The sequence below is a fragment of the Yoonia maritima genome (genome assembly GCF_003003285.1).
Taxonomy (GTDB): domain Bacteria; phylum Pseudomonadota; class Alphaproteobacteria; order Rhodobacterales; family Rhodobacteraceae; genus Yoonia; species Yoonia maritima.
This window is the reverse complement of sequence record NZ_PVTP01000015.1, coordinates 19,494-33,398: the sequence shown is the minus strand read 5'-3', so window position 1 is coordinate 33,398 and position 13,905 is coordinate 19,494. Positions and strand designations below refer to the sequence as shown.

Below are 13,905 nucleotides of genomic sequence, written 5' to 3'. Positions count from 1 at the left end.
GTTGTGCGAACCTTGTTACGATAGCTGTGTGATATATGGCGTAACGTCAGGCTGATGGCAACGGATGCCGTAAGTTGTTTGCATTTGCGATTTATGTCGGCGAAACAGTGGGGCGATATTCAGCCTTTAGGAACATATTATGCGAATCATACTTCTTCTCAGCACCATCGCTGCTTTTGCAGCATGTACCGCCTCCGCGCAGTCTATCAATTTTGGCGATGACAGTAGCGAATGGGCGAATGACGGTGAATGTGATGACGGCCGCTTTACTGGCCCTGGCCTGACCTCCACACCGTTGTTGCAAGAAGACGTTCTTGCCGATGCAACAGATTGCAAACGTGCGTTTGAAGCCGGGCGGCTGACGCTGGCAGGTGTCGCTGCCGATGGCACAATTGATTTTGGTAACGACAGTGGTGAATGGTCGAACGATCAGGAATGCGACGATATGCGTTTCGCAGGTCCAGGCATGACGTCGACCCCTTTGCTACAAGACGACATCATGCGTGATGCAACAGATTGCAGAGCCGCATTTAACGCAGGTATGCTGACCCTCGCGGGCCAGTAAAACTATTGCGTCAGCCCGCGATCATCTCGGACTGACGCACGATGACTTCGGCTTGCTTGATCGATGCGATGTCGACCAAGCGGCCTTTGTACACTGTGGCTCCTTCGCCACGTGCCTTGGCGTCTTCCATTGCGGCAAGTATTTCGCGCGCCTCGGCAACGGCCTCTTCTGACGGGGTGAACACCTCGTTGGCGAGCGCAATTTGTTTCGGGTGGATCGCCCATTTGCCAACCATCCCCAGCGTTGCCGACCGGCGGGATTGCGCACGGTAACCTTCATCGTCTGAAAAATCACCAAACGGCCCGTCGACGGGCAGCACGCCATGTGTACGGCACGCGGCAACAATCGCCGTTTGCGCCCAGTGCCACGGGTCAGAATAGTGCCGTGTGTCACCATGCAGCATGTAATAGTTTTCTTGCGTCCCGCCGATTCCGGTGGTTTGCATACCCATAGAGGCCGCGAAATCCGCAGCGCCTAGTGACATGGCAGCAAGGCGAGGTGAGCTTGCCGCGATTTCTTCGACGTGCGCGATGCCAGCCGCAGATTCGATGATGACCTCAAAGCTGACTGGCTTTGTCCGGCCCTTTGCGGTCTCAATCGCGGTGACCAGTGCATCGACAGCGTATACATCCGCAGCGCACCCCACCTTTGGGATCATAATCTGGTCCAAACGGTCGCCGGCTTGCTCTAGCAAATCAACGACATCGCGATACCAGTAGGGGGTGTCGAGACCGTTGATCCGTACGCTCAGGTACTTTGTGTTCCAGTCGATTGTGTTGATCGCCTCGATGATATTGGCGCGGGCCGTATCCTTGTCTGATGGGGATACGCTGTCTTCAAGATCAAGGTTGATCACATCAGCAGCGCTTGCTGCCATCTTTGCGAATAGCTTGGTGTTTGAACCCGGCCCAAAGAGCTGGCAGCGGTTCGGACGAGCAGGCGGGGTAGGCTGAAGACGGAATGACATGGCGTTTCCTTCGTGTATCAAAATTACGAATTGGTCGCCATTCGAGGTATAATGTTGTGCGATGGATCGCAAGAAAATTATGCGCCCGCAGCAAATTACGCTGCGGGCGCATAAAAATTCTAGAATTTTTATCGGCAGAAGGAATTTCTAGAAATTCCTTCGCAGGGATTAAATACCAGCGTCGACGATTGCTTTTGCGAGAATCGGAACAGTTTTCGCGTTTAGACCGGCGATGTTCATGCGGCTGTCGCCTACCATATAGATGCCGTGCTCCGCGCGAAGCTGCTCGACCTTCTCAGGTGATGTACCCAAGCGGCTGAACATCCCACGGTGATCAGCAAGGAAATTGAAGCGGTCACTGTTTGTGAGACGTTTCAGTTCATCCGCAAGCTGTTGACGTAGCGCGAGCATGCCATTGCGGGTTTCTTCCAGCTCGGCTTCCCAGTCTGCCCGCAGTTCGGGATCCGTCAGGATCGTGGTCACAACGCGTGCGCCGTGATCTGGCGGGAAGGAATAGTTCTGACGGTTCAGATATGCCAGCGTCTGTTGTGCGAGCGCCTTTTGATCAGCATCTTTTGCGACGGCCATCAGAATACCAGTACGCTCACGGTAAACCCCAAAGTTCTTAGAACAGCTTGCCGCGATCAGCACATTGTCGAAACTGCTTGCGATCCGGCGAGTGGCTACCGCGTCGGCGTCCAAACCATCACCGAAACCTTGGTAGGCAATATCAACAAGTGGAACCGCGCCTTTGGCCTGAAGCTTGGCAATCACTTGATCCATCTGGTCAAGTGTTAGGTTCGCACCGGTCGGGTTGTGGCAGCAGCCGTGAAGCAGAACAACGTCTCCAGCAGCGATGCCATCGAGGTCCGCCATCAAGCCGTCAAAATCAACGCCACGGGTTTCTTCGTCAAAATACCGATACTCGGCCATTTTCATGCCAAGGTATTTGATGATCGACGGGTGGTTCGGCCATGTTGGGTTGGAAAGCCAAACAGTCGCGTCAGGCGCAGCCATTTTGATCAGCTCAAGTGCCTGACGAATTGCGCCCGTACCGCCAGGTGTGGCGACGGCTGCAACGCGCTCTGCGGGAACGCTGTCAGCCAGTACCAATTCACGCATCGCTGTGCCAAATGCAGGATCACCGGCAAGGCCAGTGTATGCTTTGCTGGTCTGGTCTGCCAAAATCCGACGCTCTGCTTCTTTGACCGCACGCATAACGGGGGTGTTGCCGCTGGCATCTTTATAAACGCCGACGCCCAGATCGACCTTATCGGTGCGTGGATCTTCTTTGTACTTGGCCATCAGGGCAAGAATTTTGTCGGCAGGTAGGGCTGTAAGGTTTTCCAGCATTAAGCGGCTCCGGTAGCGATTGGAAGGTCGGCATACATGCCCCATTCGGACCATGAGCCGTCGTAAAGTGAGTGGTCGGTTTTGCCGATCCTCTCGAGGGCGAGCGATAGGATCGCGGCAGTCACGCCGGACCCACAGGTGGTGATGATGGGCTTTTGCATATCAACGCCTGCATCAGTGAAAATCGTGCGCAGTGCGTTTGCTTGCTTCATCGTTCCATCAGCGTTCAACAGATCTTGGTAAAACACGTTCCGCGATCCCGGAATGTGGCCCGAACGAAGCCCTTCGCGTGGCTCTTCGGTTTCACCACGAAAGCGGGCCGGTGCACGGGCATCGACGATGTTGTGATCCTTCAGTTTCGCGGCGCGCGCGACTTGGGTCACGTCCTTCACAAGATCGGTGCGCTGCTTAACAGTCATATGTCGATCGCGGATCGTCGCAGGCGTCTTAGTCGTCTTGTGACCATCGGCGATCCATTTAGGTATACCACCATCCAAGACTGCGATATTGGTCTGCCCCATGAGGCGGAAAAGCCACCAAACGCGTGCGGCGGAAAACAGTCCGCTGCCGTCGTAAACAACCACCTGATGGCCGTCACCTACGCCCATCGCGCGCATCCGCGACATGAACTTTTCAACAGGGGGTACTGTGTGCGGTAGTTCCGACCGTAGGTCGCTGATCTCGTCTATGTCAAAAAATCGCGCGCCGGTGATGTGGCCTTTTTCAAACTCGGCGCGTGCATCACGGCCTGCATCTGGCAAATACCAAGATGCGTCAAATATGCGTAAATCGGGATCTTTAAGATGCTCGGAGAGCCAGTCTGTGCTGACCAGTGTTTTGGGGTCATCGGGCGCAGATTTTGTCATGGCATTCACCTTTCGTGGCAATTGCCGAAGGGGTAGCCTGCGCTGTGTATTATGACAAGTCCGACTGCAGTCCTAGGTCAGGTGGAGCGCGATTTAATTGATAAAATGGCGTGGAATTGACACGAAGGCGCTGTCGAAATGCATTGCGCCCCCGCCAAATGGCGGAGGCGCAAGTAAGCTGTCGTGGCGTGATTAGCTGGACATCTTGTTTTTGATCATACCTGCAATCGCTGTCAGGATAGCACCGCCGCCAGCGCCACCAGCGACTTGGGTGACCATACCCATAATGTCGCCGCTACCGCCCGCCATCGCTGCACCACTACCTAGTAATGCAACCAGTTGGCCACCACCTGCACCGCCAATAAGGCCTGCGATTGTGTTACCGATTGTGCCCAGTGACAGGTCCTTCATCGCGGTACCTGCGGCGTTTCCGCCAACAGCACCCGAGATGAGCTGAATAATCATCTGTTCCATAGTTCGTCCCTTCCAAGTGGATCGTTGTTTTTAATGCGTCGGTCTGATCCGTTACCGCGCTTGGAAGGAAGGTTAACCAATGATTCGGATTCAGCAAAGGTTTTCCTGCGACAATTAGTCCCCGTGGCGAAGCAGGCGTTGTTTCTGGCGGCCCCAGTCACGTTTTGCTTCGGTCGCACGCTTGTCGTGGTTTTTCTTACCCTTAGCGATCCCGATCTTCAGTTTGACTAATCCGCGGTCGTTAAAATACATCACCAACGGGACCAACGTCATGCCTTCGCGCTTCGTCGCGTTCCAAAGCCTCGACAGCTCTTTGCGACTGACCAAAAGTTTGCGTTTGCGGCGTTCTTCGTGGCTGAACATCGCGCGATCGTAAGGCGCGATATAGGCGTTCGTCAGCCACAGTTCACCGTCATCAACTGACGCATAGCTGTCAGCAATGTTCGACTGGCCAATGCGCAGCGATTTCACCTCGGAGCCATGCAAAATGATCCCGACCTCAAGGTCGCTATCAATCGCATAATCATACCGGGCACGCCGGTTTTCAGCGATGACTTTGTAATTTTTATTTTCAGGTTTCTTTGCCATAGTATGGCGGAGATAGGGCATGTTGCAGTGCGGAACAAGGGATTGCCGCTTTGCATTATGTGCTTGGCGGTTATGGTGTGGGTTCAAAACCCCACGAGGCACGTCGTCATGTTCATCCAACTTGCTCTTGGCACCGCTCTATTGCTGGTATCCATTTTCGTTGCGGGGCTTAGCTTTTGGGTGATGGAGGTGATGACTATGCGTCTCCATCCATGGTTGACCCGCGAACCGCACCGGCCAAAGCTGATGTTGGTCCTATGCATTGCCGCGATTTGGGTGATGGTTCAAATGACCATTGGCGTTTGGATCTGGGCATTTGCGCTGCGTGGACTTGGCGTGTTCAACGCGATGGAGCCTGCAGTCTACTTTTCTCTGGTTGCGTTTACGACGCTTGGCTTCGGGGATATTTTATTGCCGATGGAGTGGCGTTTGCTGGGCGGTTTGGCCGCTGCAAACGGGTTGCTAAACATTGGCATGGTCACGGCATTATTGGTCGAGGCATTGCGCCAGGTCCGCCTTCAGCAACTTGCGACTAGAAAGCATTCTGAATGACCGCTCCTATTCTGACGAACACACGTGCTCGACATATTTTCCTAGAAAGGCATGGTCTAACATCGCGTCCGTCTGGACCAGGTAAAGGCGCGGATTTGGCGGCCGCTATTGATGATCTTGGTTTTGTGCAGCTCGACAGCGTGAACACATTCGCCCGTGCGCACGACCTAATCTTATGGTCGCGCCGGCAACAATATCGTCCTGCCGCGCTGCAAAACCTGCTGCATCGGGATCGGCAAGTGTTTGAGCATTGGACCCATGACGCCGCTGCGATCCCTATTGCCAGTTTTCCACATTGGCGTCTGAGATTTCAACGCGACGAAGCCCGGCTCGCAAATCGATGGAAGGATGAGCGGCGCGACGACTTTATGTCTAAGACCGAAGAAGTCCTGCGTCGTATCTCGGACGACGGACCCTGCACATCAGGGCAGGTTGGCAAAGACGAAAGCCGTGGTTCCGGCGGTTGGTGGGATTGGCACCCGTCAAAGACAGCGCTCGAATTCCTGTGGCGCTCAGGGCAATTGTCGGTCCTGCGCCGCGATGGATTTACCAAAGTCTACGACCTGACTGAACGGGTCATTCCCGATGCTTTCCGTGCTCACCAGCCTGATACGCAAGACACAATCGAATGGTGCTGCGTTGGCGCATTGGATCGTTTGGGGTTCGCCACGAGTGGCGAACTGGCGGCGTTTTGGGACAACGTCACACCGGCAGAGGCAAAAGCATGGTGCGCAACCGCGCTAGCCGACAACCGTATTATTGAGGTGGACGTCGAAGGTGTTGACGGCAAGTTACGTCGGTCCTTTGCATGGCCCGAAGTGATGGACCGGCCCGTCGCGGCACCGGTATCGCGCCTACGCATCCTTTCCCCGTTTGATCCCGCACTTCGCGACCGCAAACGGGCAGAACGGTTATTCGGTTTCCACTACCGGATCGAAATCTTTGTACCCGCGCCGCAGCGCAAATACGGCTACTACGTGTTTCCCGTGATCGAAGGAGGCCGACTAATCGGCCGGATCGACATGAAACGCGACAGAACAGTGCTGACTGTGACCGCGTTCTGGGCCGAACCGGGCGTACGTATGGGGGGCGGACGGATCAAGGCGTTAGAGGTTGAACTCGACCGGGCAGCAGTGTTTGGTGGATGCGAAGAGGTGCGTTATGCAGCGGGCTGGGTCAGATGACTATGCATGAATTGGGCGCACTGTTTGCGGTTAGACCGTGCGTCTTCTTAAGCGCGGAAATACCGGCCATAGGTCCGACGCTTAGCCGACGTATCGCCGACAGAGCATACCTCAATGAAATAAGGGGTTAATGAAAGATTCGGGCTGTAACGCAAAAAGCCACCGTTCGGTGGGTGCGCAACGGCCGGGTGATGAATTTGGGACGGGTGATGTCACCCATCCCAAAAGATCAGTTCAGCAAGCCAGCGTGCACCATTGCGGCACGCATTTTTTCTTTGGTGCCATCAGTTAGCCCTGTCAGAGGTGAGCGGACGTCTTCGCTGCATAGACCTAGCAACGACATACCGTATTTCGCACCCGCTACCCCGGGCTCTGTAAAGATCGCTTCGTGCAGGGGCATCAAGCGGTCCAGTTGGGTCAGCGCTTTGTCGTATTCGCCAGCCAGCGTGCTTTCTTGGAATTCCGCACATAGTTTGGGCGCCACGTTCGCAGTCACCGAAATGCATCCGCAACCGCCGTGGGCGTTAAAGCCTAGCGCAGTCGCGTCTTCGCCGGATAGCTGCATGAAATCAGTACCGCAGGCCATGCGTTGTTTTGGCACGCGGGACAGGTCACCAGTCGCATCTTTGACACCAACGATCATGTCTAGTTTTGACAATGCGCCCATCGTTTCAGGTGTCATATCGACAGCCGAACGACCGGGGATGTTATAGATGATGATCGGAAGACCACAGTCAGCAGCGGCGCTGAAATGCGCAATCAGCCCAGCCTGTGTTGGCTTGTTATAGTATGGCGTCACCACAAGCGCGGCGTCAGCACCCGCAGCTTTTGCTGCCTTAACTAAGCGCACAGTTTCGATTGTGTTGTTCGAACCAGCACCTGCGATCACTGGAATGCGGCCAGCAGCGGCTTCGACCACGCAAGCAACCACAGCGTCATGTTCCGTGTGTGTCAGGGTTGGGCTTTCGCCTGTTGTACCCACAGGAACCAAACCATGTGACCCCTGATCCACATGCCAGTCCACCAGCTTTTTCAGCGCATCAGTGTCCACTTGGCCGTCTTTAAACGGCGTGACGAGGGCGGGGAGTGACCCTTTGAACATGACACGCATCCTTGTTGCTGTGGGCATTGAATCGCCCGGTAAAATCGCGCGGACCCTAGACGGGTTTCTGCCGATTGCCAAGTTTGTGAGTTGTTATTACGAGCCGCAACGCTAGTTTATTTGAAAACAGACGGTGCGGTGACTCTGATGCGAAATATAACCTTTGCGATGGCCGTGACATTCCTGTCTGCGCCACTGATGGCCCAAGAGGTCGACCCAAAGGCAGTTGCCGCGTTAACTGCAGCCAGTGTTGACTGGGATGCCGCCTACAATCTGGCTTCGCAAGCGGACCCTTTGACGGCCGAAGTTCTAACATGGTTGCGGTTACGTGATGGTGATGCTGATTTTCAGGACTACCGTCGTTTTGTTTCTGCGCATCCGGATTGGCCGGGTCTAGATCGGCTGCGTGCTAAGGCCGAACCTTTGATTGAAAAGGGCCATACGGCTGATGAAGTCATCGCATGGTTTGCCGATAATCCGCCCCAAACCGGCGAAGGTGCCACCCGCCTAGCCGAAGCGTTGATGACAAGCGGAGAAATCGAGAAAGCGCATGAATATTTGCGGACGGCTTGGCTGGAACTTGGGTTAACTGACGACGGCCAAGACGCGTTGATGTCTGCCTTTTCAGATGTGCTAGCACCCTATCATGTGGCGCGGGCTGACGCGATGCTGTGGCGATCTAGGCGGACCGATGCGACACGCATGTTGCCTTTGATAGAGTCTGATCAGCGCGCGCTAGCTGAAGCGCGGATCGGCTATATCGCGGGCAAACGGAATATGCTGCCGCTTTACGAAGCCGTCCCTGCGTCCCTGCGCGAAGACCCAGGATTCGCATATGACCGCTATAATTGGCGCGCGCAGCGTGGTGATTGGACCGATGCGGTTGTGATGCTTGGCGAGCGTTCAACCAGCCGCGCGGCGCTGGGCGACCCATTCCGCTGGGCAGGTTGGCGCCGTGTGCTTGCGCGCTGGGAAATGCGCGAAGGTCGGGCCGAACAAGCATACCTTATCGCGTCACGCCATTATCTGGATGAAGGTGCGTTTTATGCCGATTTAGAGTGGCTATCCGGCTATCTCGCGCTCACATATCTTGGCGACCCATCACGCGCGTTAGAGCATTTTGAAAAGGCGTCGGCGGCTGTGTCTGGCCCGATTTCTAGCAGCCGGATGCAGTATTGGATGGGGCGTACGCATGCGGTCATGAATAACGCGGATTTGGCCACGCTTTCTTATGGCGCGGCCGCAGCGCATCACACAGCGTTTTACGGTCTGCTTGCCGCAGAAAAGCTGGGCCGTCCGCTTGATCCGTTTCTCGTCGGGACAGACGTGGAATGGAAGGGAGCGCTCGTCTTTGAACGGGAGCTGACAAAGGTCGCCTTCATGCTGTTGGCTGGTGGTGAACGTGGCGCAGCGGTGACGTTCTTTGCAGAGCTGGGCAAGACACTATCGCCAGTAGAGTTGGCACAAGTAGGTGCCTATCTCGACCACTTAAACGAGCAATATTATACTCTGTTATTGGGAAAAACGGCCGTAACGCGGGGAATCATCATTCCATCGCTTTATTACCCTATCCATGATCTGGCAGAGATGGACCTGCCGGTTGACCCGGCGCTTGCCTTATCGATTGCCCGGCGCGAAAGCGAATTCAACACAACGATCGGCAGCCCTGTCGGGGCTCTTGGGTTGATGCAGCTTATGCCAGGCACCGCAGAGGAGGTCGCCGGACAGCTGGATATGCCCTATTCGCGTGGTCGGCTAACGAATGATTGGCGCTACAATGCCACGTTGGGTTCGCAGTACTTGGCTGGCTTGCAAGAACAGTTTGGGCCGACACCGGTGATGATTGCCGCTGGATATAACGCAGGGCCGGGCCGTCCGCGTACGTGGATGGAAGAACGTGGTGATCCGCGTTTGCGTGAAATGGATGTAATCGACTGGATCGAACACATCCCATTTCGCGAGACACGAAACTACGTGATGCGGGTGACCGAAAGCCTACCGATCTATGAGGCACGGTTAACCGGTAAAACGGGACCGATTGCGTTCACTGATCTGCTCATCGGTGAAAAGCCATTGCTGCGGCCAAGGACCCGCCCAGAGCGCCAGCCGCAAGAAGAAACACCGACTCAGCAGCGGCCAGTTGCCCGACCTGAAGACGGCTAAGACTTTTGTCGTGCCCGCCACAGGGTGAACAGCCCCGCCGCAATAACGATCGCGCCGCCCAGTGCCACGTTGGGCCGTATGGTTTCGCCCATCAGAAAAACGCCAATAGCGCTGGCAAAAACCAGTTGTAGATATGCAAATGGTTGCACCGCGCTGGCTTCGGCGACTTCATAGGTTTTGATCAACAGCCAGTGGCCAGTGGCGCCGGTAACGCATAGCGTCGCCATCCATGCCCAATCTTGGCTGGTCATTGGTTCCCATGACCACGCGCCGACGATGGTCATGACGACAGCACCCGCGACGCCCGTCCAAAAGAACGAGGTTACCGTGGTATCTTTGCGTGACGCGTATCGGGTCAAAAGGCCGTATAGCGCGAACATTAATGCCGCGATCAATGGGATCATCGCAGCTGGCGCAAAGACGGCATAGCCCGGCTGTAAAATGACCAGCACACCGACAAAGCCTATCCCAATGGCAGTCCAACGTCGCCATCCGACCTGTTCGCCCAACACCGGGCCAGATAGGGCTGCGATCAATAGCGGATAGCATGCGAAAACAGCGTGGCTTTCGACCAGTCCAAGTGCCACGAACCCAGTAACCATCACGCAAATCTCAAGCGATAGCAAAATGCCGCGCGTGATTTGCAGGATAGGCTGGCTTGTCGCTGCGGCCTTTTTTATAGAACCGGATTGCCTTTTCGCGATGGTGATCACGAAGGCGGCAAAGAACCAGTACCGGATCATCACGATCATCAGGACGTTATAGTTTCCTGCCAAATGGCGCGAAATTCCGTCTTGGATCGCAAAAACAAAAGTAGTGGCGATCATGAACATGATGCCAAGCCGCGCGTTATTCTGCATCGTCGATCCTTGCGCGTGTCATGTGGCGTTTGCGTCCATATCCGGGGGTGCGGGTTACGGTGAACCCAGCCGTGGTCAGGCTTTGGCGGACGTGGCCAGCAGCGCTATAAGTTGCCGCAGTTCCGCCGGGTTTTGTGTGTTCACCAACGGCGCGCAGCAGGTCCGCGCCCCATAGCTCTGGGTTTTTGGCGGGTGAAAACCCATCTAAAAACCATGCGTCTGCGCTGGCGTTCCATGCCGGAACAGTTTCGCGAGCATCCCCAACGATCACATCAAGCAATGGACCGTCCGGCAACTGTGTCGCCCCGTCGCCCGGCGACCAGTGGTCAAGCAAAACGTCTGCGTATTCGGCGACCTCGGGGAAATGGGCCAGTGCGGTTCGCATGTCTTCCTTTGCCATCGGAAAGGCCTCGAACGACGTAAACTGCAATTGGCCGGGACGCCCTGCCTGATCCCACAGCGCCCAAGTCACCAATAGGTTTAGGCCTGTACCAAAGCCAAGCTCGGCGATCTGAAAGGTGCCGCCAAAACGGGCGGGCAGGTCGTTTCCGTCCAAAAACACATGCCGTGTTTCAGCCAGCCCATTATCGAGCGAATAGTAAGGATCATCGAATTGGGTCGAGATCGGCACACGGCCGTCCCGCCAGTCAAGTTTTGCGGTCTGGTTTGTCATGAGGTCATGCCTTAGGAGTCAGCCCATCTTTGGGCGGAAGGAACCGGAATGGCAACGGCTGATGTGACAGTAATGGGCGCTGGCATTTTTGGGCTGTCGGTGGCCTATGCCTGTGCGCGGCGCGGAGCGAAGGTCCAAGTGATCGACCCAAATGGGGTTGCTGCAGGTTCAAGCGGTGGTGTCGTCGGCGCACTTGCCCCCCATGTTCCCGAGAACTGGAATGAAAAGAAAGCGTTCCAATTCGAAAGCCTGATCCTGGCCGAACAGTTTTGGGCCGAAGTAGAGTCTATTTCAGAGTCTAACGTTGGCTATTCACGGTCAGGTAGGCTTCAGCCCTTGGCCGATGACCGGGCAGTTACGCTGGCGCGTGATCGGGCGATCACTGCCGCCAAGCTTTGGAAAGGCAAAGCGATTTGGGAGGTCGTCCCCGCAGGTCAAGGCGATTGGATACCGCCATCGCCCACCGGCCTTTTGGTTCGCGATACACTGTCTGCATTGATCCACCCACGCCGCGCGACCCGCGCTTTGGCTGACGCGGTGATTGCGCTTGGCGGTTCCGTCGATACGACTGGCACGGCTTCCGGGCAGGTCGTTTGGGCGACGGGGTGGAAAGGCGTCGCAGAACTGGGCGGCGGTGGTGTCAAAGGTCAGGCTGCAGTGCTGGAATTCAATGCGTCAGGCAAGCCGCAGCTATTTGCAGACGCGCTACACATCATTCCGCACAGGGACGGCACGGTTGCAATTGGGTCGACGTCTGAACGGGAATTTGATGATCCGACCAGTACAGACGAACAGTTGGACGACGTGCTAACCCGCGCGATCGCGGCGTTTCCAGTTCTGAAAAATGCGCCCGTGATCGAACGCTGGGCAGGCGTACGCCCGCGCAGCCGTAGCCGATCACCGATCCTAGGGCGGCACCCCACGCGCGACGGTGAATTCGTCGCGAACGGTGGCTTTAAGATTGGCTTTGGTATGGCTCCAAAAGCAGGCGAGGTAATGGCCGACCTGTTGCTAAACGACCGCGACAACATACCGGTCGGGTTCCACCCTTAAGAGCTATTTCCGCAGCCGATCCTTGGACTTGCGGTACAGTCGTTTATTCATTTCTACGAACTGATGGATCAGAATGGTCGTTACGCCTGTACGATGCCCTTTTAGAAAGACGTAGCCCGACAGTGCGCCCAACAGGGCGCCGACGCTATCAACCAGCAAGTCACCCATCGTGTCTTGCAGTCCGGATTTCTGCATATTTAGTCCAAACGTCAGGTCCATCAGGTATTCGAAATTTTCCCACATTGTACCGACGGTAATCGCCACGCAGAACGCCATAAAAGCGATCGCGGCGGGCGGGGCAGCGTAGCGATCTCCCTCGAATAGCATGAAAACGAACAAGAACCCGATTAGTCCAAACCCAACTGCGGACCCGCCATGTAGGGCAATATCCCACCACCAGACCTTCTCATAAAAATCGAAAGCTTCGCCCATAAAAACGGTCGCAAAGGTGAACAGGGTCGTTGCAACAAGAAAGGGCAGAGGCAGTGTCAGGTTAAGGCGAGAGGCCAAGAATACCGGCGCAATCGCCAACGCCAGCGTGCTGAATGCGACAAACGCCAATGACCAACGCCCTGCAAACATGGCTACAATTGCCGAAAGCAACAGTAATCCCCAAAGCACGAGCATAACCCTGCTTTGTTTCAGCACCTTGTCAGCGATCATGGCTTGGCCTTTTCATTTGAAGGTCGCGCCCCCATCTTTCTTAACATGTCTACATTTAATAATGGCCTTCGGGTCGCGAGTTACAACATAAGAAAAGCCAAAGGTTTGGATCGCAGGCGTGATCCGATGCGTATTGTGCAGGTTCTCAACGGTCTCGAGGCCGACGTGATTGCCCTGCAAGAGGCGGATTTACGACTGGGTGCGCGCCCCGGTGCGCTGGCCCGAAACGTGATCGAGGCCGAGACTGATTTCGAAATCGTCCCTGTCGCGCGTAATGCCGTCAGCCTTGGCTGGCACGGCAATGCGATCTTGGTCCGTAAGGGTATGAAAATTGGCGCAGTCACGCATATCGACCTGCCGGGGCTAGAACCGCGTGGCGCTGTCCGCGTTGATCTGCCTGCCTTCAGTTTCGTCGCCGCCCATCTTGGGCTCATGCGGCGTCACCGTGTGCGGCAGCTTCATGCGATCGCCAAAGCCGTCGAAGGGGCCGAACGGGTTATTGTTGCAGGCGATTTCAACGAATGGTCCCCGCACAAAGGTTTGGAGGCGCTAGGTCAATTCAACGTCCACGCCCCCGGCCACAGCTTCCACGCAGCGCGGCCCATCGCGGCATTGGATCGGATCGCAATGTCATCAAAAATAGAGTTACTCGACGCAGGTGTCGTGCAAGAAGGACCAGCGAGACATGCATCGGACCATCTGCCAATATGGGCGGATGTTGTTTAGAGAAATACGTGCCACGAATGACGGTAGTGAGCCCAAACTTCAACTTCTCGGCGATGCAGCGAATGTCGGACATGAGGATCAGATCATTGGGCATTTCAAACTTTTCCGTCCCATCC

Annotated in this window: 15 protein-coding genes; 6 read left to right on the top strand and 9 right to left on the bottom strand. The window is 55.6% G+C overall.

The genetic code is table 11. From position 1 onward, the window contains the following. The first annotated feature begins 139 nt into the window (after nucleotides 1-139). Entirely contained in the window at nucleotides 140-565 is a 426-nt protein-coding gene (locus CLV80_RS16960) for a hypothetical protein (RefSeq protein ID WP_106359131.1), read from the top strand. A gap of 10 nt (nucleotides 566-575) precedes the next feature. Here the strand turns inward: CLV80_RS16960 and CLV80_RS16955 are convergent, their stop codons facing one another. The 5 genes from CLV80_RS16955 to smpB all read right to left on the bottom strand — a co-directional run bounded on the left by CLV80_RS16955 (nucleotide 576) and on the right by smpB (nucleotide 4,813). Beyond that, entirely contained in the window at nucleotides 576-1,532 is a 957-nt protein-coding gene (locus CLV80_RS16955; protein WP_106359130.1) for an L-malyl-CoA/beta-methylmalyl-CoA lyase, read from the bottom strand. 168 nt (nucleotides 1,533-1,700) lie between these two features. Next, nucleotides 1,701-2,885, bottom strand: coding sequence for an amino acid aminotransferase (locus CLV80_RS16950; RefSeq protein ID WP_106359129.1), 1,185 nt, complete (start codon nucleotides 2,883-2,885; stop codon nucleotides 1,701-1,703). Next, nucleotides 2,885-3,751, bottom strand: coding sequence for a 3-mercaptopyruvate sulfurtransferase (gene sseA / locus CLV80_RS16945; protein WP_106359128.1), 867 nt, complete (start codon nucleotides 3,749-3,751; stop codon nucleotides 2,885-2,887). The genes CLV80_RS16950 and sseA overlap by 1 nt, the downstream gene beginning before the upstream one ends. A gap of 192 nt (nucleotides 3,752-3,943) precedes the next feature. Next, complete coding sequence (locus CLV80_RS16940; protein WP_106359127.1) at nucleotides 3,944-4,225, bottom strand: hypothetical protein; 282 nt, start codon at nucleotides 4,223-4,225, stop codon at nucleotides 3,944-3,946. 114 nt (nucleotides 4,226-4,339) lie between these two features. Continuing rightward, the gene (gene smpB / locus CLV80_RS16935; RefSeq protein WP_106359126.1) at nucleotides 4,340-4,813 is read right to left on the bottom strand and encodes an SsrA-binding protein SmpB; all 474 of its coding nucleotides are present in this window, start codon (nucleotides 4,811-4,813) and stop codon (nucleotides 4,340-4,342) included. 108 nt (nucleotides 4,814-4,921) lie between these two features. On the opposite strand from smpB, the gene CLV80_RS16930 reads away from it, so the two are divergent. Beyond that, the gene (locus CLV80_RS16930; protein WP_106359125.1) at nucleotides 4,922-5,365 is read left to right on the top strand and encodes an ion channel; all 444 of its coding nucleotides are present in this window, start codon (nucleotides 4,922-4,924) and stop codon (nucleotides 5,363-5,365) included. After that, nucleotides 5,362-6,549, top strand: coding sequence for a winged helix-turn-helix domain-containing protein (locus tag CLV80_RS16925; RefSeq protein WP_106359124.1), 1,188 nt, complete (start codon nucleotides 5,362-5,364; stop codon nucleotides 6,547-6,549). The genes CLV80_RS16930 and CLV80_RS16925 overlap by 4 nt, the downstream gene beginning before the upstream one ends. Before the next feature lie 229 nt (nucleotides 6,550-6,778). On the opposite strand, the gene dapA is transcribed toward CLV80_RS16925, so the two are convergent. After that, nucleotides 6,779-7,651: a 4-hydroxy-tetrahydrodipicolinate synthase gene (gene dapA / locus CLV80_RS16920; protein WP_106359123.1), complete on the bottom strand. Its 873-nt coding sequence runs from the start codon at nucleotides 7,649-7,651 to the stop codon at nucleotides 6,779-6,781. 147 nt (nucleotides 7,652-7,798) lie between these two features. Between dapA and CLV80_RS16915 the strand changes: the two genes are divergently transcribed. Next, nucleotides 7,799-9,814 (top strand): lytic transglycosylase domain-containing protein, encoded by a 2,016-nt coding sequence (locus CLV80_RS16915; RefSeq protein ID WP_243394610.1) that lies wholly within the window; start codon nucleotides 7,799-7,801, stop codon nucleotides 9,812-9,814. Here the strand turns inward: CLV80_RS16915 and CLV80_RS16910 are convergent. Together CLV80_RS16910 and mnmC2 are read right to left on the bottom strand one after the other, a co-directional pair. After that, nucleotides 9,811-10,674, bottom strand: a complete 864-nt coding sequence (locus CLV80_RS16910) for a DMT family transporter (RefSeq protein ID WP_106359122.1) — start codon at nucleotides 10,672-10,674, stop codon at nucleotides 9,811-9,813. The genes CLV80_RS16915 and CLV80_RS16910 overlap by 4 nt on opposite strands. Further along, complete coding sequence (gene mnmC2 / locus CLV80_RS16905) at nucleotides 10,664-11,347, bottom strand: tRNA (5-methylaminomethyl-2-thiouridine)(34)-methyltransferase MnmC2 (RefSeq protein WP_106359121.1); 684 nt, start codon at nucleotides 11,345-11,347, stop codon at nucleotides 10,664-10,666. Before mnmC2 ends, CLV80_RS16910 begins: the two co-directional genes overlap by 11 nt. A gap of 48 nt (nucleotides 11,348-11,395) precedes the next feature. On the opposite strand from mnmC2, the gene CLV80_RS16900 reads away from it, so the two are divergent. Further along, entirely contained in the window at nucleotides 11,396-12,400 is a 1,005-nt protein-coding gene (locus CLV80_RS16900; RefSeq protein WP_106359120.1) for an NAD(P)/FAD-dependent oxidoreductase, read from the top strand. 3 nt (nucleotides 12,401-12,403) lie between these two features. Here CLV80_RS16900 and CLV80_RS16895 read toward each other — a convergent pair whose 3' ends face one another. Beyond that, nucleotides 12,404-13,063 carry a DUF2238 domain-containing protein gene (locus CLV80_RS16895; protein ID WP_106359119.1) on the bottom strand — a complete coding sequence of 220 codons (660 nt, stop codon included), beginning with the start codon at nucleotides 13,061-13,063 and terminating at the stop codon, nucleotides 12,404-12,406. 45 nt (nucleotides 13,064-13,108) lie between these two features. On the opposite strand from CLV80_RS16895, the gene CLV80_RS16890 reads away from it, so the two are divergent. Next, complete coding sequence (locus CLV80_RS16890; RefSeq protein WP_106359182.1) at nucleotides 13,109-13,789, top strand: endonuclease/exonuclease/phosphatase family protein; 681 nt, start codon at nucleotides 13,109-13,111, stop codon at nucleotides 13,787-13,789. The last annotated feature ends 116 nt before the right edge of the window (nucleotides 13,790-13,905 follow it).